21 protein-coding genes and 1 pseudogene are annotated in these 22,557 nt (G+C 60.2%); 12 read left to right on the top strand and 10 right to left on the bottom strand.

Annotated elements, in window-relative coordinates:
* Window positions 1-29 precede the first annotated feature (29 nt).
* Complete coding sequence (locus NKI31_RS11720) at window positions 30-809, bottom strand: SDR family oxidoreductase (RefSeq protein WP_352651554.1); 780 nt, start codon at window positions 807-809, stop codon at window positions 30-32.
* A gap of 166 nt (window positions 810-975) precedes the next feature.
* Here NKI31_RS11720 and NKI31_RS11715 point away from each other — a divergent pair, with 166 nt between their 5' ends.
* From NKI31_RS11715 to NKI31_RS11700, 4 genes are all read left to right on the top strand, one after another.
* Window positions 976-1,890 (top strand): LysR family transcriptional regulator, encoded by a 915-nt coding sequence (locus NKI31_RS11715; RefSeq protein WP_352651553.1) that lies wholly within the window; start codon window positions 976-978, stop codon window positions 1,888-1,890.
* 402 nt (window positions 1,891-2,292) lie between these two features.
* Complete coding sequence (locus NKI31_RS11710; RefSeq protein ID WP_352651552.1) at window positions 2,293-3,930, top strand: GMC family oxidoreductase; 1,638 nt, start codon at window positions 2,293-2,295, stop codon at window positions 3,928-3,930.
* 80 nt (window positions 3,931-4,010) lie between these two features.
* A complete protein-coding gene (locus NKI31_RS11705; RefSeq protein WP_352651551.1) occupies window positions 4,011-4,862 on the top strand; it encodes an alpha/beta fold hydrolase in 852 nt (283 codons plus the stop codon).
* Between the two features lie 362 nt (window positions 4,863-5,224).
* Window positions 5,225-6,376 (top strand): helix-turn-helix domain-containing protein, encoded by a 1,152-nt coding sequence (locus NKI31_RS11700; RefSeq protein WP_352651550.1) that lies wholly within the window; start codon window positions 5,225-5,227, stop codon window positions 6,374-6,376.
* A gap of 29 nt (window positions 6,377-6,405) precedes the next feature.
* On the opposite strand, the gene NKI31_RS11695 is transcribed toward NKI31_RS11700, so the two are convergent.
* On the bottom strand, window positions 6,406-6,882 hold the full coding sequence (locus NKI31_RS11695; protein ID WP_352651549.1) for an Lrp/AsnC family transcriptional regulator: 477 nt from the start codon (window positions 6,880-6,882) through the stop codon (window positions 6,406-6,408).
* Between the two features lie 141 nt (window positions 6,883-7,023).
* Between NKI31_RS11695 and NKI31_RS11690 the strand changes: the two genes are divergently transcribed.
* The 4 genes from NKI31_RS11690 to NKI31_RS11675 all read left to right on the top strand — a co-directional run bounded on the left by NKI31_RS11690 (window position 7,024) and on the right by NKI31_RS11675 (window position 12,165).
* Entirely contained in the window at window positions 7,024-8,043 is a 1,020-nt protein-coding gene (locus NKI31_RS11690) for a 1-aminocyclopropane-1-carboxylate deaminase (RefSeq protein WP_352651548.1), read from the top strand.
* 52 nt (window positions 8,044-8,095) lie between these two features.
* Window positions 8,096-10,480 carry a thiamine pyrophosphate-binding protein gene (locus NKI31_RS11685; protein WP_352651547.1) on the top strand — a complete coding sequence of 795 codons (2,385 nt, stop codon included), beginning with the start codon at window positions 8,096-8,098 and terminating at the stop codon, window positions 10,478-10,480.
* Window positions 10,481-10,619: 139 nt separating this feature from the next.
* Window positions 10,620-11,402 (top strand): alpha/beta fold hydrolase, encoded by a 783-nt coding sequence (locus tag NKI31_RS11680; RefSeq protein ID WP_352651776.1) that lies wholly within the window; start codon window positions 10,620-10,622, stop codon window positions 11,400-11,402.
* A gap of 145 nt (window positions 11,403-11,547) precedes the next feature.
* The gene (locus NKI31_RS11675) at window positions 11,548-12,165 is read left to right on the top strand and encodes an outer membrane protein (protein ID WP_352651546.1); all 618 of its coding nucleotides are present in this window, start codon (window positions 11,548-11,550) and stop codon (window positions 12,163-12,165) included.
* A 1,089-nt stretch (window positions 12,166-13,254) separates the two neighbouring features.
* Here the strand turns inward: NKI31_RS11675 and NKI31_RS11670 are convergent.
* A complete protein-coding gene (locus NKI31_RS11670) occupies window positions 13,255-13,449 on the bottom strand; it encodes a KTSC domain-containing protein (RefSeq protein WP_352651545.1) in 195 nt (64 codons plus the stop codon).
* Window positions 13,450-13,492: 43 nt separating this feature from the next.
* On the bottom strand, window positions 13,493-13,687 hold the full coding sequence (locus tag NKI31_RS11665) for a hypothetical protein (protein ID WP_031244300.1): 195 nt from the start codon (window positions 13,685-13,687) through the stop codon (window positions 13,493-13,495).
* Between the two features lie 293 nt (window positions 13,688-13,980).
* On the opposite strand from NKI31_RS11665, the pseudogene NKI31_RS11660 reads away from it, so the two are divergent.
* Window positions 13,981-14,121 (top strand): annotated as a pseudogene (locus tag NKI31_RS11660) (transposase); the annotation flags it as partial.
* Window positions 14,122-14,198: 77 nt separating this feature from the next.
* Here NKI31_RS11660 and NKI31_RS11655 read toward each other — a convergent pair.
* Genes NKI31_RS11655 through NKI31_RS11635 form a run of 5 tightly spaced genes read right to left on the bottom strand, consistent with a single transcriptional unit; the run spans window position 14,199 to window position 18,391 of the window.
* Window positions 14,199-14,384, bottom strand: a complete 186-nt coding sequence (locus tag NKI31_RS11655) for a hypothetical protein (protein ID WP_352651544.1) — start codon at window positions 14,382-14,384, stop codon at window positions 14,199-14,201.
* Window positions 14,385-14,394: 10 nt separating this feature from the next.
* Window positions 14,395-15,327 carry a 3,5-dioxohexanoate:acetyl-CoA acetone transferase gene (kce, locus tag NKI31_RS11650; protein WP_352651543.1) on the bottom strand — a complete coding sequence of 311 codons (933 nt, stop codon included), beginning with the start codon at window positions 15,325-15,327 and terminating at the stop codon, window positions 14,395-14,397.
* A gap of 31 nt (window positions 15,328-15,358) precedes the next feature.
* Window positions 15,359-16,207 carry a carbohydrate ABC transporter permease gene (locus tag NKI31_RS11645; protein WP_352651542.1) on the bottom strand — a complete coding sequence of 283 codons (849 nt, stop codon included), beginning with the start codon at window positions 16,205-16,207 and terminating at the stop codon, window positions 15,359-15,361.
* The gene (locus tag NKI31_RS11640; RefSeq protein ID WP_352651541.1) at window positions 16,204-17,139 is read right to left on the bottom strand and encodes a carbohydrate ABC transporter permease; all 936 of its coding nucleotides are present in this window, start codon (window positions 17,137-17,139) and stop codon (window positions 16,204-16,206) included. The genes NKI31_RS11645 and NKI31_RS11640 overlap by 4 nt, the downstream gene beginning before the upstream one ends.
* A 1-nt stretch (window position 17,140) precedes the next feature.
* Window positions 17,141-18,391 carry a sugar ABC transporter substrate-binding protein gene (locus NKI31_RS11635; RefSeq protein WP_352651540.1) on the bottom strand — a complete coding sequence of 417 codons (1,251 nt, stop codon included), beginning with the start codon at window positions 18,389-18,391 and terminating at the stop codon, window positions 17,141-17,143.
* A 152-nt stretch (window positions 18,392-18,543) separates the two neighbouring features.
* Between NKI31_RS11635 and NKI31_RS11630 the strand changes: the two genes are divergently transcribed.
* The 3 genes from NKI31_RS11630 to NKI31_RS11620 all read left to right on the top strand — a co-directional run bounded on the left by NKI31_RS11630 (window position 18,544) and on the right by NKI31_RS11620 (window position 21,811).
* Entirely contained in the window at window positions 18,544-19,470 is a 927-nt protein-coding gene (locus tag NKI31_RS11630; RefSeq protein WP_352651539.1) for a BadF/BadG/BcrA/BcrD ATPase family protein, read from the top strand.
* The gene (locus tag NKI31_RS11625; protein WP_352651538.1) at window positions 19,467-20,489 is read left to right on the top strand and encodes an SIS domain-containing protein; all 1,023 of its coding nucleotides are present in this window, start codon (window positions 19,467-19,469) and stop codon (window positions 20,487-20,489) included. Before NKI31_RS11630 ends, NKI31_RS11625 begins: the two co-directional genes overlap by 4 nt.
* Window positions 20,490-20,614: 125 nt before the next feature.
* The gene (locus NKI31_RS11620; protein ID WP_352651537.1) at window positions 20,615-21,811 is read left to right on the top strand and encodes an ROK family transcriptional regulator; all 1,197 of its coding nucleotides are present in this window, start codon (window positions 20,615-20,617) and stop codon (window positions 21,809-21,811) included.
* 455 nt (window positions 21,812-22,266) lie between these two features.
* On the opposite strand, the gene NKI31_RS11615 is transcribed toward NKI31_RS11620, so the two are convergent.
* A partial coding sequence (locus NKI31_RS11615) for an aldo/keto reductase (RefSeq protein WP_352651536.1) occupies window positions 22,267-22,557 on the bottom strand: 291 nt, incomplete at its 5' end.

Below are 22,557 nucleotides of genomic sequence, written 5' to 3'. Positions count from 1 at the left end.
CTGTTAAGGTTTCTTGAGAAATCGCCTGCTCACACCGTCGGGACGGTCCCGCCATCGATGATGTATTCGGTGCCTGTGATCGACGCGGCGCGGTCGGAGGCCAGGAAGGCGATCAGATTTGCGACCTCCTCGGGTTTCGCAGGGCGGCCGAGGGGGATGCCGCCCAGTGCATCCATGATCAACTGCTTTCCGGCCTCGTAATCTTTACCAGCCCGTTCGGCCAGGCGCTGGGCGAGGCGAACCGAAGCTTCAGTTTCAATCCACCCTGGCGAGACGCGCACCACCCGCAGGCCTTTCGGCGAAACCTCTTTCGACAGGGCTTTGCTATAAGTTGACAGAGCGGCCTTCGCCGCAGCGTAAGCGGTCGTTGACTCCGGCAGGGGCAACATCCTTTGGATCGACGAGACGTGGATCACGACACCGCTGCCTTGAGCGACCATGTCTGGCACGAGTGCTCTATCGAGACGGACGGCCGGAAACAGGTTCAGATTCAGCTCATTTTCCCATTGGCTGTCGTCCAACGCGGCAAAGCCGCCGCCGGGGGCGGATGAACCACCGAGCATATGCACGATGACGTCGAGACCGCCGAGGCGTTCTCGAACTGCATTCGACACTTTCAAAGCACCCTCCGCAGTGGTGAGATCGGCCCCGGTGAAAAGGTTCTCCGGAAAGCCGTCCGGTCTCGAACGCGCAGTCGCCATCACTTGGGCACCCAGACTACGCAACAGATCGACAGTGGCTCTGCCGGTCCCTTTGGTGCCGGCCGTGACAAGCACACGTTTGCCTTTGAGGTTGAGAAAATCGGCCATCACCGTGCTCCCGACGCGATGTCGCGCTCGAAGGCGAAGTGACCTGCATCGTGGATATTCATGTTTGTCTTCCTCATGGATCGTTCGTTCATGAAGGAAGGTAGCACTCGACAATTATGCAGATAAGTGGGACAAAGCGGGATGAGGAATATCGAAAGGCGGGACAATGGAGAAAGCTGGCTTGACCGAACTTAATGCCGTGATCGCCATCGCGCGACGGGGCACATTTCGGGCGGCGGCTATCGATCTCAATATGTCCACGACTGCGCTGAGCCTCGCGATAGGAAAGCTCGAAGCCAGCCTGGGCGTACGTCTGTTCAATCGCACAACCCGCAGCCTTTCGTTGACCGGCGCAGGCCGACTGTTTGTGGACCAGGTCGGTCCCGCCCTCCGGGACATTGAGGGCGCGCTTGAGGCGGTGCGTTCGGAGCGTGACACGCCGTCGGGCACGATAAGAATCAACGCAGCCCCATTTGCCGCGCGAGACGTCATCTCGCCGCTGGTCCTCGAGTTCCTTCGTCGATATCCGGACATGGTCGTCGATATCGTGACTGAAGGCCGGCTGGTCGACATTGTGGCTGACGGTTTCGATATTGGTGTCCGGGTCGCGGGTCTCGTCCCCACTGACATGATTACGGTCCCGCTCGGACGTCCGCAGCGATATGCCACCGTCGCTTCTCGCCAATACCTCGACACGCATGGTACTCCGCTGGTGCCGCCGGATCTCCTCAATCACCAATGCATCCGAGTCCGGTTGCCGGATGGGTCGCTCTTCCGCTGGCGCTTCGAGAAGGACGGAGAGTCGGCGCAGATCGATGTCCGGGGCTCCATAATCCTCGATGAGGCAAACCTCTCACGGGTGGCCGTCCTGGAACACACAGGCATCGGATTTTTCATGGAACAAAGTGTCATCGAGGATATCGAGGCCGGGAGCCTCATTCGCGTGCTTGAAGACTGGACGCCACCGTTTCCCGGACTCTGCCTTTACTACCCGGGTCGCCGAAACCTGTCGGCGGGTGTGAAAGCATTCCTGGCAATGGCCAGGGTCCATGCTGCGGCCCGATCCAGGAATAGCGACTGACCCTGGGACGAGCATAAACCGAAGCTCAGGCGCCTCATGTCCGATTCATTCTGCGACGCTTGGCGTTGCCGGTCTCAGATCTCAAATGGCAAAGTGTATGTGGGTTGGATTCGGCCAAATGCCATTCTCCGTGGTTCTTACTGGTTTGGGCCGATCTATGAGTCGCGTTCTCTGCTTTCATCCCGCGGATTGCGGGCCCGCTTGGCACAGGCCACACACCAAAGCCGCGGGGGTGTCGCAATCCTCCACTCCAGATAGCCTCGTGTCGTCGTTAGACAGAGCGATGACCCGAGTTAGCGAACTCGCAAACTCGTAAAATATGATAGATTTGATAATCCTGTTGTATTTGAAACTTAGTGCGGCTATCTAGCGACCCCGTGACATGAACATCGAGAGAGACCTTTGGAACAGAAAACACAGCAGCTGACCCGCACACCCACCGTGCATGATCACCAGGAATTCGACTTCATCATTTGCGGTTCCGGCTCCAGCGGATCGGTGGTCGCAGCTCGCCTCGCCGAAGACGGCAATGCGCGGGTGCTGTTGCTGGAGGCAGGGGGAGACGACGTCGCCGAGACAGTCTCGGACCCCTTGCAATGGCCGCTCAATCTCGGCGGCGAGCGCGATTGGGGTTTTGTCGGCCAACCCGCGCCGGAACTTGCCGGCCGACGTCTGCCGCTAAGTATGGGAAAGGGCCTTGGCGGCGGCTCGAGCATCAATGTCATGGTGTGGGCGCGTGGCCATAGGGAAGACTGGGACCATTTCGCAGCGGAGTCAGGTGACGAGCGTTGGGGTTACAAATCGGTCCTCGGCTACTACCGCAGGATCGAAGACTGGAAGGGTGCGCCCGATCCGTTCCGCCGGGGCACCGGTGGCCCGGTCCATGTCGCGCAGCCAAGCGCGCCCCAGCCGGTCGCACAGGCGCTTGTCAATGCAGCAGACCTCGCAGGAATACCTGTTTTCGACAGCCCCAATGGAGAAATGATGGAGGGGACAGGTGGTGCTTCCATCGCAGAACTGCGCATAAACGGTGGCAAGCGGGAATCGGTGTTCCGATCATACGTCTCGCCAATGATGACGCATCCGAACCTGGCAGTCCTCACCGACGCGCTGGTCACACGGCTTCTTTTTGAGGGCCGGACGGTGGTCGGGGTTGAGGCCTTCGTCGGCGGTAAGCGTCGCCGATTCCGTTCGCGATACGAGACGATCCTATCCCTCGGGGCCGTGCATACGCCGAAGGTTCTGATGCAGTCCGGCATAGGCCCTGAGGATGAACTACGAGCCCATGGGATTTCTATTATCCAGCACCTTCCCGGTGTTGGTCGTAACCATCAGGATCATCTCGCTTTCGGTTGCACTTGGGCATACCGCGAGCCGCAGGGAGTCGGCGGCGGTGGCTGCGAGGCAACGCTTTATTGGAAGAGCGATGCCAGCCTTAGGCACCCGGACATCCTGCAATGCCAGCTCGAGTTCCCTGTACCGGCGCCTGCAGAGGCGCAGATAGCCACGCCGGAGTATGGCTGGACAATGTTTGCCGGCCTCGCGCAGCCTAAGAGCCGCGGACGCCTGCGTCTTTCAGGGCCCGACGCGGGAGCCCCGATTTCCATTGAGCCTAACTCGCTGAGCGAGCCCGAAGACATGGTCGCGGCCCTGACGGCAGTAGAGTTGTGCCGTGAAGTCGGAAACAGTCAGGCTTTCACCCCGCTGGTTGCCAGCGAAGTGGCGCCGGGTCCGCGTGATCGGGCCGGGATGATCGATTTTATTCGCAAATCTGCGGTCACCTATTGGCATCAATCGTGCACGGCTAAGATGGGTCTCGACAGCATGTCGGTGGTCGACAGCGAACTCAGGGTCTATGGCATACATGGCCTCCGCATCGCGGATGCCTCCATCATGCCGCGCATCACCATCGGAAACACGATGGCGCCGTGTGTGGTCATAGGGGAGCGGGCCGCGGATCTGATCCGCGCGCAACACGGCATGACGCAGACGCACGACGTCGCAGTCGCTAGTGGCCCCGGCCGCGAAATTCACCCTTGAAAACTGTTCGTTTTTGCGGGGGAGGCTCCGCCCCATCGCAACTTCCAGCGCGACAGGATTGGCTTGAGGAGATCATAGTTATGCAAACTACAAAGCGTCAGGACGTCGAAACATCCCATGGCAGGATTGCCGTCGAGAGCAAAGGGCAGGGCGAAGCCGTCGTCTTCATCCATGGAAATTCGGCCTGCAGGCAGGTCTTCCGCAAACAGCTCACTTCCCCATTGCTCGGTAACCACCACCTGATCACGTTCGACCTACCAGGCCATGGCGATTCAAGCGATGCGACCGATCCGGTGCGAACCTACACCCTTCCTGGCCTCGCCGATCTCGTCATTGAACTTCTCGATAAGATGGGTGTAGGCACTGCTGCCATCGTCGGTGCATCCCTTGGCGGGCATTTGGCGATTGAGTTGCTTGCTCAGTCGACGATCCCCCAAGGGCTGTTTCTTATGGGCACGCCAGCTGTGGGAACGAATATGGGCGACGGTTTCCTTGGCAAGCCTTTGGATGGGCTAGGCTCACAGCCTGTGATTACCGTAGAGCAAGCGGAAAGATTTGCGAAAACTGTCTTCGGTCCCGACTACGAGCCCTTCATGCAGCGTGCAGTCGAACGAACTGACCGGGAATTCAGGGGCACGCTATTTGCTGGAGCAGCGCGAGGTGCAGGGGCAAATCAACGCGAGATGTTGACCAGCACCAACGTGCCAACAGCCATCGTCAACGGCGTTGAAGACCGAATTGTCAACCTCGACTACATCGAAAGTGTTCCCTACTCAAGTCTTTGGCGCGGGAAATGCTACCGGATTGCCGACGCATCGCACTCGCCATTCTGGGAAGCGCCTGACGTCGTCAACATCCTTTTGTCGGAGTTCTTGACGGATTTGGTCGACTCGCCGCGTGAGCCTGCGGCCCGGTCTCACGAAAAAGTCTAGATAGGAATCGCCACTCCTTGAGCGAGTGGCGTGGACCAAGGATTCAGAACTGCAAAAAGACAGCCCCCCACGCATCGCCTGTCCAACATGGCGGGGGCGGGGATGCAAGTAGAAGACGCCATCCTTCTCGCCGACGAACTGGCGCGGACGGAAGACATCAGCACTCGCTCGCTACGAGGCAAGGCGGAAGCAGCGTGTCGGATGGGTCCGTCGCGGGGTTCCGCTCGCGATAAGTTGCGTTGGTTGTCCGAGCCTGGAGAACCGGGCTGCCGCGGTTTGAAGGCACAAGGAGTCCATCTATCGTCGCTCCGGACGCATTGCGCGTCGAGCACCGTAGCGACGAATGAGCACTTGGTGGCCCTGTGAGCAATTGCATTTTCTTGCAAATTTACCATTTTTACTATATCATTGCTGCAAAAGTGGACGATGACGTGAAAGAGGTTTTGACGACAGCCAACGCTGCGGAGTTGCTGGGTGTGTCAACCCGAACTGCGCAGCTATGGGTGGAAAGTGGCCAACTGCCGTCCTGGAAGACACCCGGTGGACATCGGCGGATACCACGTCAAGCGGTATTGGATTTGATAGAAGATGCCGTCCACGAGGATCTTGGTGTCCGAGCGCACGCGATGATATTTGCTGGTGAAGGCCGGGGCGAGCGGTGGCGCGCTGCCGGTCTGCCGGCATTGGGTCTAATCGTCGATGTTTCGGAAAACATCGAGACTTTGCGCACTTCGCTCGCATCTATCCCGCCCATGCTTGTCATCATCGAAAACACAGATGAAAAGTCTCGCAGGAGATTGGCTTATTCTCTTGAGCATGATGTCCGATTCAAGAATACTGTTATCATCAGCTCAAGCATTCGAAACGCTCTTAATCCAGTCGCGGTTGGTGCGAACCGTATTCGGACCAAAATGTTGCCCGACGTCTCGGCGACATCGGCTACGATTGTCGGGTACCTGCTGTCGAACGGCGGTGGGGCGACGGAGCGTCTGGCATTCCGAACGCCGTGGAATGAAGACGCACGATTGAAAGCCGTGGCGACTATGGGCTTGGTCGGGTCCGCGCCGGATCTCGCATTCGACCGCCTCGTTCGACTGGCAGCGCACTCCACCAGCGCCCCCATTGCCATGTTCACGCTAATCACACAGACCGAGCAGTGGTTCAAATCTCGTGTAGGTTTCGACGGGAACGCAACACCACGAGACTGGGCATTCTGCAATGAGACGCTCATCGCCAACGAGTTAACGGTACTCGAAGACCTCACGAAACTCGAAAATCTGGCCCAGAACCCCACGCTGTGCGCACCGTATGGCTTTCGGTTCTACGCCGGTGCCCCAGTTCGCGACCCCCTCGGTTTTGTCCTCGGCTCAATCTGCGTCATCGACATGGTGCCGCGAACATTAAGTGGAGCCGAACGCGAAGCATTGACGACGATTGCTGATGCGGCCTCAAGCCTAGTTCGCACCAGAGTTTTGGAACACGAAGTGCAAAATCTGCGCAGAAGCGAACAATAGACGCCATAACAGCGATGTCTGTCGGCACGCTAGAACGGCAATCGCGCGTTTTCCTTGACTTCCTTCATCACGAAGAAGGTCCTCGTCTGTCGGACACCGGGCAGGGCGATTAGTTTCTGGCCGTGCAGTTTGTTGAAGTCGGCCATATCGCGCACGCGGATTTTTAGAAGATAGTCGAAGTCGCCTGCGACCAGATTGCAGTCTAGCACTTCCTTCATTTCCATGACCGCGCCCTCGAAGGCGCCGAAGCTCTCCGGTGTCGAGCGATCAAGCACCACGCCGACCATTACCAGCGCGCCGAGGCCGACGGCGGCGGGCGCGACTTCCGCCCGCACGCCGGTGATATAACCCTCCTCGAAGAGCCGCTGAGTCCGCCGGTGGCAGGTCGCGGCGCTAACATTCACGCGATCCGCCAAATCGGCGTTGCTAAGCCGGCCCTCGGATTGCAGGGCGCGTAGTATCTTGAGGTCGATACGGTCAAAATCCCCGACGGAAGAATCTTTCATTTTTGGCCTCGCAATGTCGAAGATTTGGGGTCTATCATTAAATTCAGTCGAAAGATGGGAGATTCATCAGTCAGCTTAGAGAGCACCTTTCATCGGTTTTCGACTAGCCTCTGATCGCAAATCGGCACCGAGGCCCTGTCAATGACACTGTTGGAAAAATTCGAACGCTATCCGCTTACCTTCGGCCCGACGCCGATCGAGCATCTTCCTCGGTTGACAGATGCATTAGGCGGCAAGGTGCAGATCTATGCCAAGCGCGAGGACTGCAATTCCGGTCTCGCCATGGGCGGCAACAAGCTCCGCAAGCTCGAGTATATCGTGCCTGACGCAATCGCCTCCGGTGCGGATACGTTGGTGTCGATCGGCGGCGTGCAGTCCAACCACACGCGCATGGTGGCGGCGACGGCCGCCAAAATCGGCATGAAATGTGTCGTCATCCAGGAAAAGTGGGTGCCGCATTACGATGCGGTTTACGACCGCGTTGGTAATATCTTGATGACAAGGCTAATGGGCGCTGACAGCCGGCTGGTCGATGACGGTTTCGACATCGGCATCCGCAAGAGCTGGGAAGACGCTATCCAGTCGGTGAAAGATGCGGGTGGCAAGCCCTATCCAATCCCGGCAGGCGCATCCGTGCACAAATACGGTGCACTCGGCTATGTCAGATTTGCCGAAGAGGTCGCGGCACAGGAAGGAGAACTCGGTTTCACCTTCGACTACATCGTAGTCTGCGTCGTCACCGGATCGACCCAAGGCGGCATGATCGTGGGGTTTGCGGCGCAGGATCGCGCAGACCGGGTGATCGGCATAGATGCCTCGGGTACAGTCCAGCAGACGCGCGATCAAGTACGGAAGATCGTCAACGCGACGTCGGAACTCGTCGAACTCGGCCGCGCGGTTCGTGAGAACGAGATCGTCATCAACCCGGATTATGCCTATCCGGCCTATGGGGTCCCATCCGAAGACACCAATGAGGCGATTCGGCTTGCTGCGCGCACCGAGGCGATGATCACTGACCCCGTCTATGAGGGGAAGTCGATGCAGGGGATGATCGACCTCATACGCAAGGGCTTCTTCCCTGAAGGATCGAAGGTTCTCTACGCCCATCTTGGCGGTGCGCCGGCGCTCAATGGCTACAGCTATTTTTACAAAGATGGCTGAGCCCCTCCATCGCCCAGCCATTCCCTTTGCCCTTCCGCAACGGAACCTGACGATGACCGATACGAGGCATCTCAAGACAATTGAACAGCGCCTACTGTGGCTCTCCCATTGGATGATCCACCATGCAAACCACATCCGGCCAAAGGTCGACGGCATCAAGACCGGCGGACATCAGGCGAGTTCGGCTTCCATGGTGTCAATCATGACGGCGCTATACTTTTCTGCGCTGCGGCCGGAGGATCGCGTCGCGGTGAAGCCGCATGCCTCGCCGGTATTCCATGCAATCCAGTATCTTATGGGCCGGCAGACGCGCCAGAAGATGGAGAATTTTCGCGGGCTAGGCGGCGTGCAGAGTTATCCCAGCCGGACCAAAGATATCGACGACGTCGACTTTTCGACGGGGTCGGTGGGCCTCGGCGTGGCAATTACCGCGCTTGCTTCGATCGTGCAGGATTTCGTCCGAGCCAAAGCCTGGGGGCAAGGAAAGGTGGGCCGTATGATCGCACTGGTCGGCGATGCCGAACTCGACGAGGGCAACATCTACGAGGCGTTGCAAGAGGGATGGAAGAACGAGCTTAGGAACTGCTGGTGGATCATCGACTATAACCGGCAGTCGCTCGACGGCATCGTGCGCGAGGGCCTCTTCGAACGCGTCGAGAAGATTTTCGAGGCCTTTGATTGGGATGTCGTCCGGGTCAAATATGGTATTCTGCAACGCGCGGCTTTCAATGAGAGCGGCGGGACCAAGCTACGAGACTGGATCGATAGCTGCTCCAACCAGGAGTATTCCGCGCTGACCTTCATGGGCGGCGCCGTGTGGCGCAAGCGGCTGATGGACGATCTCGGCGATCAGGGCGACGTCTCGGCGCTGATTGGACGGCGGAGCGACGCCGAGCTCGCGGCACTAATGGAAAATCTCGGCGGCAATTGCGTAGCGACTATGGCGGAGGTTTTTGCGGCCATCGGCCACGACCGGCCTACCTGCTTTCTCGCCTACACGATCAAGGGATGGAGCACGCCGATCGCTGGGCATAAGGACAATCACGGCGGGTTGATGACGACCAAGCAGTTCGCCGACTGGCAAGTCGAGATGGGCATCGCGGCAGGCGAGGAATGGGAGCCCTTTGCGAGCGTGCCGGACCCTGCCGCGCTCAAGGCGTTTCTGGCCCTGACACCGTTCTTCGCGGAGGGAGCGCGGCGCTATTCCGACCGCCAGCTTGAAGTGCCGCGTATAGAATTCGACTCCAACCGGGAAATCTCGACGCAACTTGCTTTCGGCAAAATCCTCGACGATCTCGCCAAGGGCAGATCTTCGCTTTCTGAGCGGATCATGACGACGTCGCCCGACGTCACCGGCACCACCAGCCTTGGCGCCTGGGTCAACCGGCGCAAACTCTTCGCCCGCAAGCCCGCCGCCGACGCGTTCATCGAGCACCGCATCGCGTCGACAGCGAAATGGGAATTCACGCCCGACGGACAGCATGTCGAACTCGGCATTGCCGAGATGAATCTCTTCCTCCTGCTCGGCGCGGCAGGGCTCAGTCACTCCCTGTTCGGCAAGCGGCTGATTCCCATCGGCACTGTCTACGATCCCTTCGTCTGTCGTGGTCTCGATGCGCTAAACTATGCCTGCTACCAAGACGCCCGGTTCATGATCGTCGGCACGCCCTCTGGCGTGACGCTGGCGCCGGAGGGTGGCGCGCATCAATCGATCGGCACTCCGCTGATCGGTATGAGCCAGGACGGGCTGGCGGCCTTCGAACCCGCCTTCGCCGACGAACTCGCCATCATCATGGAATGGGCCTTTGGCTATCTTCAGCGCGACGGCGGAAACGACCCCGACGAGCGAACCTGGCTGCGCGACGAGACCGGCGGTTCGGTCTACCTCCGGCTTACGACCAAGCCGCTCGAACAGCCTCTGAAACGTGTCGACGACGATTTCAGACAGGGGGCGATCGACGGCGCCTACTGGCTCCGAAAGCCAGGGCCAAATTGTTCTGTCGTCATCGCCTATCAGGGTGCAGTGGCCGACGAGGCCATCGCCGCCGCCGGCATGCTCGGCGAATATCGTCGAGATATCGGTGTTTTGGCAGTGACCTCTGCCGATCGGCTCAATGCCGGATGGACGGCGGCGCAGCGCGAGCGCGCCCGTGGCAATCCGCGCGCGATAAGTCATGTCGAACGCCTGCTTGATCCGCTGCCGGGTCATTGCGCCATCGTCACCGTCATCGACGGCCATCCCGCGACGCTCTCCTGGCTTGGCGCTGTGGCGGGCCACAGGACGATCCCGCACGGTGTCGAGCATTTTGGCCAGACCGGAATGATCAACGATCTATATCGACACTTCCGGATCGACCGGAACGCTATCGCGGCTTCGGTGATGGCGCTCACATCCGGTAAGCGGGCGATGTTATCCGAGACACTCCTCTTTCCCTGACGTCGAGGTCCAAACCATGAGGGAAGGAGATTGTCATGGCTTAACAAATCAACAACGAGCCGTTCCTCTCAACGATCAGATCCATCGAATGAAAAATTATCGCGATAGCAAGTATCGTGGAATTCCGAAGGAAAACAAAATGACAAAGTCAAAAATTATCCTGGCAGCCGCAGCAGGTATCGCAACCGCCGCCTCTGCTTACGCCGCCGATAAGATCCCAGATAACCAAGCCGTCAGGAATGTCGTCCTCGTCCACGGTGCTTTTGCCGACGGTTCAGGCTGGCGCGGTGTCTATGAGGAACTGACTGGGCGTGGATATAAGGTGACGATCGTACAAAATCCTTTGACGTCACTTGCTGACGATGTTGCTGCGACCAAACGAGCGCTTGATCGTCAGGACGGCCCGACTGTACTCGTTGGCCATTCCTGGGGTGGCGTGGTGATTACCGAGGCGGGCGTCGACGCAAAAGTCAAAGGCCTCGTGTATGTCTCGGCCCTATCGCCAGATGCCGGTGAGACGACGGCCCAGCAATACGAAGGTTTTACGAGCCCGCCTGAATTTGTGATCGACCCGACATCCGATGGCTTTGGTTTCGTGAAGCCAGAGAATTTCAAAGCAGGCTTCGCTGCCGACACGACCGATGCCGATGCTGCTTTCCTGAGCGATTCCCAGGTTCCGATCAACTTGTCGGCCTTCGCCACCAAACTCGAGAACGCAGCATGGAGGACTAAGCCGAGTTGGGCTGTGATCGCCCGGCAAGACAAGGCCTTCGACGCCCGCATGCTGCAGCATATGGCCAAGAGAATCGGTGCGAAGGTTACCGAGGTCGACGCCAGCCACGCGCTCTTCATGACCCAGCCTAAGGTCGTCGCCGATGTAATTGACGACGCCGCCAGGAGCACGCAGGCAGCGGCGCAGTGATTGTGTTGCGAGGCTAGCAGAACCAACAGGCGAGTGGCAAACACGCGTCGGGTCGCAGATGCCCGTGGAAGGCTGCCCTTAAAGGATTTGTTTACCTTTTGAAAGTCCGAAGAGGCGGGCGAGGGACGCCGCCCTATCCGGGGCCGTGTCCCTGCGTCGGTCGCACATCGCCTCCGGCCAGAGCCTACTGCAAATCTTGTCCCACAGCCGTAGCCGGATATGGTCGGAACAGCGATCACTACGATTTCGGCCCCCCGGTGTCGATATTGATTCGGATGGCTTCATTGGCGGCCTGACCGCAGGGTACAATTGGCAGCGGGGCCAGATCGTGTCCGGCGTTGAGGGCGACGTGTCATACGCCAATATTCACGGTAGCGCCCTTGAGGTTCCGTTTGTGCCGCCATGCGGCAATGAAGGCTGTACAGCCGATGTCGACTGGTACGGGACGGGCCGCGTGCGCGTTGGCTATGCGTTCGAGAATTTCCTTCCATATCTCACGGGCGGCTTTGCTGTCGGTAAGGTCAAGGGCACGGCTGACCTGGGAGCCTGCGGCTTTACGCCAACATGCGGCTATGACGAGACCAGGTGGGGCTGGGCGGCCGGCGCAGGACTTGAATGGGCGCTGAACCAGCAGCTGTCGTTCAAGGCTGAGTATATGCACGTCGACCTGGGCACTCCCGAGTTCAACACGCCTTCTTCTGTCCCATCGACTGACAATATCGACTTCGACACGGTGCGCGTAGGCATCAACTATCATTTCTGAGGCTCTACGCCTTTCTGTCGTCCGTTTATTTTGAAGGAGAAAACCTTGGTGAAGAAAATCTATTTGAAGCCAACGTTGGCGAAGCGCGGTAAACTGTCGGCTGTCGCTGGCGGTCCATCCTCCCCGGGCCCCGTGGCAACATAAGTTCTGTTTACCGCCACATTCCGAGCTCCTTCGTGCGTCCAGCTTGGCGGATTGACTGCATTAGCTCTATATCGGCCGGATGGGAAAAGGATGGACGTTCCAATCGCTGATCGACAAAAAGATGACGGTCACGGCGTACTGCCACACCCCAGCGAGCCATCATAAGCAGGGAGCTTGAACTGGTGAAGCTCCGCGACCTTTCAGCCAAGAGGCGCGCCGGCCATGACCGATGACCTCATTCCCAAGCTGAAATGCGCCAAGTGCGGCAGTAACAAAGTGGGGCTGATCTACTCGCCGGACACCAGCCCGAACGCCTATGGCAAGGCGAAGGGCAGCTAACGAGCCAGCGCCATTCCAATGCCAACACCAAGGCCGATAGTGAGGGCCAAGGAACAGCTTGCTGGCGATATCGAGGGCGAACAGGGGGCCAAACGTCCTGGCGGGGCTCCTTGAGGGCGTTGGCGATGTCATCGAAGATCGTTTCCATCGGTCGAGTCAAGATCGAAAGCCGAATCTGAGAATCCCCTGTTTGTTCCGTCAAAGTCTAACGATCAGGGAAGCGCCATGGAAAGCACGTGCAGTAACGGTTGATTCAACCATTGCTGGTATAAGTGTGGGGTGGGTGGCGGCTCCGACAGCTCGGGTGTGGAACTGAGTGCCGAAGCCGCCTGCGCAGCCAAGGTTGGGGTTTGACCGCGCCGTCCTATTCTGGGACAGCGCGGTCAACGAACCGTTAAAATGTCGGACCTAGTTAAGTCGGTGCTAATTGCGCCCTTCGGCCTTTTTGCGTCAGCCGGGAACATCCTCGCTCCGAGGCTGTTCGGTCACACCCGGCTCGTCTCAGCGGTCCTGCCGGTGACCAAGATGGCCCCTCACTAATCATGGTCGGCCCGCGCTCGGAAGCAGGCGCGGGCCGTCCCCGCACAAGCCCGGCATCTCCAGATGTCAGCGCTTTGGCGCGAGCCGGAATGCATAACGGTTCCGGATTTGAGTGTTGAAATAGACGCCCTTGGCAAAGGCAGCTTTGAACGCGGCAACGGCCTCAGCAGGTACGTCCAAAAACTCGTAATGCTTCCCGCTCGCTACAAACCAAACCGTGTTGGGGTCATAGTCGAACTTGCGTATCGAGGTCGACGGCATGGTATGCCATTCAAAAACTCAGCTAGCCGAGTTGGATCGCCAGCTACAGGCTGAAACTGTATTCGAATATGTGGCCGCGCTTTTCGTCGGCAACCCTGATCCAGATGGGCTCGCTGGTGCGCAGAGTGACGTCGCGCTCTGTCGCTTCCCGCGCCGCCCTGATCGGCGTTGTCGCGTGGACGATGTGGGTAGCCGTCACAGTATCGCCGTCCATTTCCTCAACGTGGTATTTCGGCACTTTTGTTCCTAAGCGTCTAATTCAAGCGGCTGGTGATCCCGCTGCTCGTGCCACATCACCTGCCGGAAATCGCGGCGGTCAACCTGCTGTCCGCAAATCGGGCATAGGTGGAACGGTCGTGTCCGTCTGCCGGCGAATGTAGTTTGCCGGGGATGAGTGGGCCAAGGTCGGCTATTCTGGTCATGCTCGAACGAAGGTAGTGTGCTGAGAGTTCTGCAAATTCGCTGAGAGGGGGCGGTCATGGCAGGCTGGTGATTGTTCACGTCACCTGATTCCCGCGAAGGAACGCCACCATGACCAAGACTGAAGTTAAGACCGCCAGCGCTGCCGTCAAAGACATTTTGCTTTCGAACCCGGATGGATTGCACGAAGTGCTCCGTGCGGTGATGCAGGAGGTGCTTGAGGCCGAGATGGACGAGGCGCTGGGTTGCGCCCTCATTTGCGGGTAGAGCGCATAATCCTAGAACACCATGGCGATGTCGCACGATTTCGGCGCGATCTCGTTGATGACCTAGCCTTCGAGCGCGATCTCGCCGGCACTGGTGTCCTTCGGCCCGGTAATCCCGAGCAAGGTCGACTTGCCGCAGCCGTACGGCCCGACGACGAACTCACCCGACGCGATGTCGACAGATACGCCCTGGATAACCTTCGCCTTGCTATAGCCTTTCTCGACGCCCGATATGGTGGCCGCACTCATTAGCGTTTCCTCAGAAAGCGACCTTGTCGCCACCCTTGAGCTGCAGGATCTGCCGCGCCTCATCAGGGGTGGCCACCGAGGCGCCCAGCCCCTCGATGATCTGGCGGACCTTCTTCACCTGCTCGGCATTGGATTTCGCCAACTGGCCCTTGCCGATCCACAGCGAGTCCTCCAGCCCGACGCGCACATTGCCTCCGAGCGCGATCGCCTGGGTAGCGATAGGCAACTGGCAGCGGCCGGCGCCCAGCACCGACCAGTGATAGTCGTTGCCGAACAGGCGGTCGGCAGTGCGCTTCATATGCGCGACGTCCTCTGGGTGGGTGCCGATGCCGCCTAGTATGCCGAACACGCTCTGGACAAAGAACGGCGCCTTGACCAGGCCGCGCTCGACGAAATGGGCGAGCGTGTAGAGATGGCCGATGTCGTAGCATTCGATCTCGAAACGCGTGCCGTTCTCAGCGCAGGTGCGCAGGATGTGCTCGATGTCGCCAAAAGTGTTGCGGAAGATGCGGTCGCGTGAGCTTTCGAGGTAGGGCCGTTCCCAGTCATGCTCGAAGCTCTTGAAGCGCTCCAGCATCGGATAGAGGCCGAAATTCATCGAGCCCATGTTGAGCGAGGCGACCTCCGGCGCGAAGGTCGCGGCCGGCTTGACCCGTTCCTCGACGCTCATCGTGGCGGCGCCGCCGGTGGTGATGTTGATGACGCAGTTCGAGCGTTGCTTGATCACCTTCAGGAAGGGCGCGAAGGCCTCGGTCGACTGGTCGGGCCGGCCATCGGCGGGATTTCGCGCATGCAGATGGACGATGGCCGCACCGGCCTCGGCCGCTCCGATCGCGGCATCGGCGATCTCCTGCGCGCTGACGGGCAGATGCGGCGACATTGACGGCGTGTGGATCGAGCCGGTGACCGCGCAGGTGATAATGATCTTGTTGTGGTTCGCCACTTGAATGAATCCTCGTCTATTTGACCGCGGCTTATTTCACCGCGCCTTGGGTGATGCCGGAGATGAACTGCTTCGACAGCACGATGTAAAGCAGGGTGATCGGCAGCGCGGCCAGCGTCAGCCCGGTGAACAGCACGCCCCAGTCGGTGGTGAACTCGCCGACAAAGACGGTGAGGCCCTGCGGCAAGGTCTTGAGCTCGTCCGACGTGATAAGCACCAGCGGGAAGAAAAAGTCGTTCCAGATCGGCACGGCGTTCTGGATGGCGACGATGACCAGCGCCGGGCGCGCCAGCGGCAGCATGATCGAGCGCATGATGCGAAATTCGCTGGCGCCATCCATGCGTGCGGACTCTTCCAGTTCGCGCGGCAAGGTCCTGAGGAAGCCAGTCATGATGAACACGGCCGAAGGAATTCCCATGGCGACATAGACCAGCACCAGGCCGGCGTAGCTGTCGACCAGGCCAAGCGTATCCAGCTGGATGAACAGCGGAATGATCGCCAGTTTCAGCGGCACGGTCATGCCGCTCAGGAAAAACATCAGCACCACCGCGCTCAGCCTGAACTGGTAGCGGGCAATCGCGTAAGCCGCCATGGTGCTGAACAGAAGGATCAGGGCAACCGCCGCAACTGTGATGCCGACCGAATTGGCGAGGTAGCGGACGAAGTTGGTTTCGCTCCACACCCGCTCGGCATTGGCCAGCGAGAAGTGCGCCGGCAGGGCGAAGGGCGAGCTGAAGATCTCGGCATTGGTCTTGAAGGACGACATCACCATGACGAACAGCGGATAGATCATGATGACGGCGTTGATCGCCAGCATCAGCTGGATGGCACCATTCTTCAGCAACTCCGCGGGTTGCCCGGTGCGGGCTGTCGCGCTCACAGTTCGATCTCGCGACGGCGCAGGTAGCGAAGCGCGATTGCGGTGACGCCGGCAACGATGATGAACATCATCACGGCCAGCGCGCTGCCTTGGCCGAAATCCTGGATGCCGGTCGTCGTCGAACCGAAGGCGGTGCGGTAGAAATAGAGGCCGAGCACGTCTGTCGCGCCGCCGGGCGAACCGGTGAGGCCGGCCATGACATAGGGGATCTCGAACCAGTTGAAGCTGCCGATGAAGGTCAGAATGGTGACGATGGTGACGCTCGGCGCGATCAGCGGCCAGATGATCTTTGTCATCAGCACATAATCGCCCGCTCCGTCGAGACGGGCGGCCTCGATCACGTCCTTGCTGATGCGCTGCATGCCGGCCAAAAGCACCAGGGTCGGGAAGCCGAGCCAGTGCCAGACATTGGCGAACAGGACGCTGCCCAACGCCGTGTGTTCATTGCCGAGCCACGGGATGGCGCCGATACCCATCAGCGCCAGCGTCTGGTTCACCAGTCCGAACAGCGGATGCAGGAACAGTTTCCACAGGAAGCCGACGATGACTGCCGACAGCACGACGGGAAGAAAGACGATGACCTGGTGGATGCGGTGGCCGGGCAGAGCCTTCAGCAAGGCGTAGGCGAGCAGGAAGGCGGTGCCGTTCTCGAACACCATCAGCACCACGAAGGCGATGATGTTGTGCTTCAATGCATTGTAGGTCCAGTCGCTATAAGGCCGTTCGAACAGCACCTTGCGGAAGTTTTCGAAGCCGATGAATCCGGCCGGCTGCAAGCCGTTGAACTCATAAAAGGCAAGGCGGAAGGCCGACAGCAGAGGCCAGAGCACGAACAGCACCATGACCACCAGGGCCGGTGTCAGCAGGGACGCGATCCAGAGTGACCGGCGCCACGGAAAGGTTTTTGTGGTGTGGCGCCGGCCGCTGTTCATGTCACTTGCCCTGGAAAGGCTGGTACCATTTGGCGAGGCCGTCGGTCAGGTCGGCGGCCAGCTGGTCCGGGGTGATCGAACCCGACATCATCTTGGTGATGTCGCCCTGCAGCAGCTCCGATCCCGTCGGCTTCTCGAAACGGAAGTAGACGACATTGATATGCGGCATGGCGGTTTCGTTCAACTTGGCGACATGGGCGAGAAGCTCGTCCTTGATGACGACGCCCTTGATCGGTGAGATGTTGCCGAGCAGGGCGGAGAACTTGTCGCCGAACTCCTTGGTGCCCATCCAGTTGACCAGCTTGAGCGCGGCCTCCTTGTTGGCCGATTTGGCGTTGACGGCATAACCGCCGTCGAAGAACTTGGTCACTTGCGGTGTGTCGCCGGCCTTGGCCATGGGCGGGGCGACGAAGTCCATGTTGATAGCCGGGTTCTGGGTGCGGTAGCTGGCGATATCGAAGCTGCCGCCGGCAAGCATCGCCGCCTTGCCGCTGATGAACAGCTGGCCGGCGGTGTCATAGTCGATGCCTTCGAAGCCGGGCGGCATGTAGTCGCGCAATTCGAGCAGCTTGCCAAGTGCCGCGACATAGCGCGGATCCTTGAAGGTGGTCTTGCCCGCCGTCAGGTCGCTGACGAAGTCTTGGCCGAGGAACGGGTTGGTGAAGATGGCCACGAACATCTCGTTGAACCAGCTGGTGCCCATGCCGTTGGCCAAGGGATAAATGCCCTTTTCCTTCAGCGCCTTGCTGACGGTTATGAACTCACCCCAGGTGGTCGGCGGGGTCAGCCCGGCCTTGGTGAAGACGTCCTTGTTGATGAACAGGCCGAGCGTCTGCGAGGCGAAGGGCAGGGAATAGACCTTCTTGTCGGCGCGGTAGGTGCCGGCCACCAGCGCGTCGGCGGGCTGGTTGGCGAGCGAAGGCACCGTGGTCAAGTCTTGGGGCTCGAAGTAGCCAGCCTTCACGAACTGCTCGAGCCAGCCATAGGCGTGGGTATGGATGACGTCGCCACCCTTGCCGGCAGCAAGCGCAGTCGAGACGATGGTCGGATAGTTCTCGTCCGGGAACGACTCGAACTTCACATGGATGTCCGGGTTGGCCTTGGTGAAATCGGCGAAAAGTTCGTTGTAGGCGGCCTTGTCTTCCTGGCGCCAGGTCCAGAACGATATGTCGGTGGCATGTGCCACGCCGGCTGCCAATCCCCATGCGAAAGACGCGGCCGCGAGGGCCAGCCCAATCCTTCTCCTGCTCATGTTGCAATCTCCCAATCGCGCTTGATGCGCTTTTTACGACGATTATCAAATCATAGTTCTTGCCGTCTGGAAAGATAGTTTGTAAAGTTTCCTAACTAACGTGGAGTGGACGCGGCAGCCCGGCTTCGTCCCGGCTTGCGCGGTGGATATCGGTGACCCAGAAAATCATTGCAGGCGTGGATATAGGCGGCACCAAGACACGCATCATGGCGTGCCAGGGCGAGCGCATGATCGCCGACGAGGTGCTGGTGACGGAGAGCTGGCGCATTCGCCAGATGGAGGCCGATGCCACGACACTGGCCAGCATCGTCGCCGGATTGTGCGGTGGTGTCGCGCCCGCTGCGCTGGCCGTTGGCGCGCATGGCTGCGACACGGGTGAGCAATGTCTTCGCTTCCAAGCGCTGTTGGGCAGCAGGACCAGCGGTGCGGTGCGGGTGGTCAATGATGCCGAGCTGATGGTTCCCGCCGCCGGCTATATTGATGGCATCGGCGTCGTCTCCGGCACAGGCTCCATCGCGGTGGCACGCACGGCCGATGGCAAGATGCTGGCCGCCGGCGGCTGGGGCTGGATCCTGGGCGACGAGGGCAGCGCGCCGGCCTTGGTGCGCGAGGCGGCCAAGGCGATCCGCCACAGCCTCGACCGGGGCCAGGATGGCGATCCGCTGATTGCCGCACTGATGCGCGAACTGGGTACAGACGACCAGACCAAGCTTGGCATCCTGCTCAACGAAACGCGCGGCGCGGCGGTCTGGGGCCGCTATGCCAATGCCGTGTTCGACGCAGCGATCGCCGGCTCGGCTCTGGCTGTCCGCGTCATCAGGGAAGGCGGCGCAGGATTGGCAGCGCTGGTCGAACTCTTGATCGAACGCGGCGCCAATCCCGCCCTTGTCGTGGCTGGTGGCGGTGTCATCTCGGAGCAGCCGATGTTGATGGCGGCATTCGTCGAGGCCATGGCAAAGGTCTCGCCGTCGAGCCAGGTGCTGCTGCTGCGCGAGCCGCCGGTGCTGGGTGCGGTCGCCTTGGCAAGACGACTGCTGGTCGGTCAGGCCAATCTTCGGAAATTGGAGCGGTTTGAATGATGAAGCGTATCGGCTATCGCCCGGCGGTGGCGCGCCAAACGGAAAGTCTCGAAATCGGCCGGCGTTCGGTGGCCTCGTCGCTTGACGACCTCGATCTCGGCGCTTTTGCCGGCAAGACGATCGGGCTTGCCGGCATCGGCGCCAGCTATCAGGCGGCGCTGGCCGGCGCGCTTTATCTGCGCGCCTCAGGCATCAGGGCTTTTGCATATACGCCGACCGATCTTTATGGCCGCTCGGATGCCGCCGCCGATGCGTTCATCTCGCTGTCGGCCTCCGGGCAGAGTCGCGAAATCTCCGATGTCATGCAGGAAGCATCGGCCTCGCCACGCTTGGCGATCTGCCGTGGCAGCGACAATCCGCTGGCGTCTCTCACCGGCGCCGTGCTTGCCACGGATTCGGGCGCCGATAATGGCGCCAGTTCGACTGGCTATACCGGAACCTTGCTGGCGCTTGGCATGCTGATCGACAGACTTGCCGGCAACAGCTTCGATTGGACGACTTTGCCACCTGCGGTCGCCACCGTGCTTTCCGGTGCGGAAAAGGCTGCCGGACAGGCGGCACGGCTGCTGCAGGGCAGAACATCCATCGATATCGTCGGCGCCGGTGTCGGTTTCGCCAATGCCGGCGAGGCGGCGATGCTGATACGCGAGGCCGTTCGTGTACCGGCATCGGGATGGGACACGCTGAACTATCTGCACGGGCCGATGGAATCGCAGGATGCGGCGACCGGCTTGATCGCGATCGGCGATGGCCGTGAGGTCAAGATCGCGCAGGATGTTGCCGCCCTAGGCTGCCCCTCCGTGCTGGTGACGCGGCGCAGCGATGCCGCTCCAGCCGACAGGCTGGTGGTGATCTCCCTTCCGGCGCTTGGCAACGCCATCGCCGATGCCATACTGGATATCATCGCCATCCAGCTCGTCGTCGGCGACATGCAGGATGCCGCTGGCCTGAGCGACATCGTGTTCCGCTACCGGCAGACGGACACCAAGCTCAAGCCATGGTCGCGGACTGAAGTCTGACGCCTGTGTACGGATCGCGGAAATTGCCAAACCGCCTGTCCATGAGGCATTGAGGACAGGATGCGGCTTTCGAGTCGGGGCGGCGATTGCGCTTTCCGACTGGAGACAGGATTTCAGGGCAATAGATGGCGGCTGCGGAAATCCCTAACCTGACCGACAGCGCCCGCGCTGTGCTGCGCGTGCTCGCCGCGCATGGGCCGGTGACGCGGCCGAAGCTCGGCGCCATGCTCGACCTCTCGAAGCCGACCATGTCTGCGGCGGTGTCGGAGTTGAGCGCGCTCGGCCTCGTCGCCTCGCGTGGGCTGGAACGCGGCGCCATTGGCCGCACGGCGACTGTCTATGGCATCGGTCCAGGTGCGGGCTACGCGATCGGCATCGATGTCGGCGCCGCCCAGGTGCGCGCCGTCGCTTATTCGATGGATGCCGAGAAGCTGGCGTCGGCGGAAGGGCCGATACCGGAAGCGATCGCTGGTGATGCCGACGAGTTGGGCGCCGTCGTGTTGTCGGTGGCGCGTGCCACCATGGCCAGGGTTGGGAGGCATTTTCGCGCGCTACGTAGCATTGCGGTTGCTGTGCCGCGCATCGTCGCCAATGACAGTTTTGACCGCCCGGGCGGACCCTCCGCCGTGCTTGGCCTGCTGCGTCGCAGTGTAGACGTTCCGATTATCCTGGAAAACAACGTCAATTGCGCGGCTATCGGCGAGATGCATTTTGGCGCCGCTCAAGGCCACCAGACCTTCGCCTTTCTGCAGGTTGGAGTCCGGGTCGGCCTCGGCTTCATCACCGAAGGGCGCTTGTTTCGTGGCGCCGGCGGTGCTGCCGGCGAGATTGGCCGCATGCCGTTTCCGTGGTCGGCAAGCGAGACTCCCTCTCGTGAAGGGCTCGAACATTATCTCGGCTCACGGGCGCTGATCGAGCGTTGCCGACTCGATTGGCCAGCACAAGAAGGAGCACCGCCGGACTCGGCCAAGGATCTGTTCGCGCGTGCTTTGGAAAACTCAACGCCGGCGGGGGCGGCGGTCGCGCGCCATGCCGCTGATATTGGCAGGCTGGCAGCCGGCTGCATCGGCATGCTTGACCCCGGCCTGATCGTCCTTGGGGGCGGCGTCGGCAGGAATCCGCTAATGACCGAAACCGTCGAACGAGTAGCGGCAGAGCTTGCTTGGCCTACAAATATTGCCGTCAGTTCTCTCGGGGATGACGGGACTGCGCTCGGTGCCATGAAGCTAGCGGTTGATTATAGTCTCGGGCTGATGCTGCACGAAGGCCGGCACCCGGCTGTGGTGCTACCGCCATTGTCAGAGTTTGAGGGTGTCAAATAGCGATTTGGGCTCGAAACTCAATTAGCTGCTGTCGATGTCAGTGTCTAATTCCTTGTTACCGGAGGTACTCGGATGCAAGGAAGCAGGATACTTGTTGGCTCTCAGAAGGCGGAGAAGGTGATGCGCAGTGGCCGTGGCGAAGCGCGGCGCGTTCAGCTGAGAGCCTTGTTCTCGCCAGTTCAACGAAAAGTCCTGAGCTGATTGTTGGCCTCATGCTGCCTGTTTTTCAGCGCCATTTGATAACGAATTCGAAGGGCGTGATGATGCCAAGCACTGAGTGCGTCTGTGTCAGTCAAGGCGCTTCGCTCGGCTTATCTATCGTCGCCTCAACCCGCCGACCAGCTGCCGTGCGGTTGAACAAAGCCTGCCTTGACTTGTCGCGGATTGTGGTGGCAAGAGCTGCCAGAAACCATCAAGGCAGCGCGAAGGATGACAGGCTCGATAGCATCGGTAGGTCACCAGCGCTGATGCACGTAGGGCTTGATGTGCTGGTCGTAGATCGCCTTCACCTTGCCCATCAGCTCGTTCGACAGCGGCGCAAGGTTCGCCGCTTCCGCATTGGAAACCGCCTGCGCCGGATTGCGGGCGCCGGGGATGACAACCGTCACCGCGTCGAACATCAGGATCCAGCGCAGCGCGAATTTCGCCATGGTGGTGTCGCCTGACACCAGCGGCCGCACCTTCTCGACCGCCGCCAGCCCGACGTCATAGGGCACGCCCGAAAATGTCTCGCCGACATCGAAGGC

The organism is Mesorhizobium sp. M0659 (assembly GCF_040320605.1).
Classification (GTDB): domain Bacteria; phylum Pseudomonadota; class Alphaproteobacteria; order Rhizobiales; family Rhizobiaceae; genus Mesorhizobium.
This window is presented reverse-complemented; position numbering and strand designations above follow the sequence as displayed.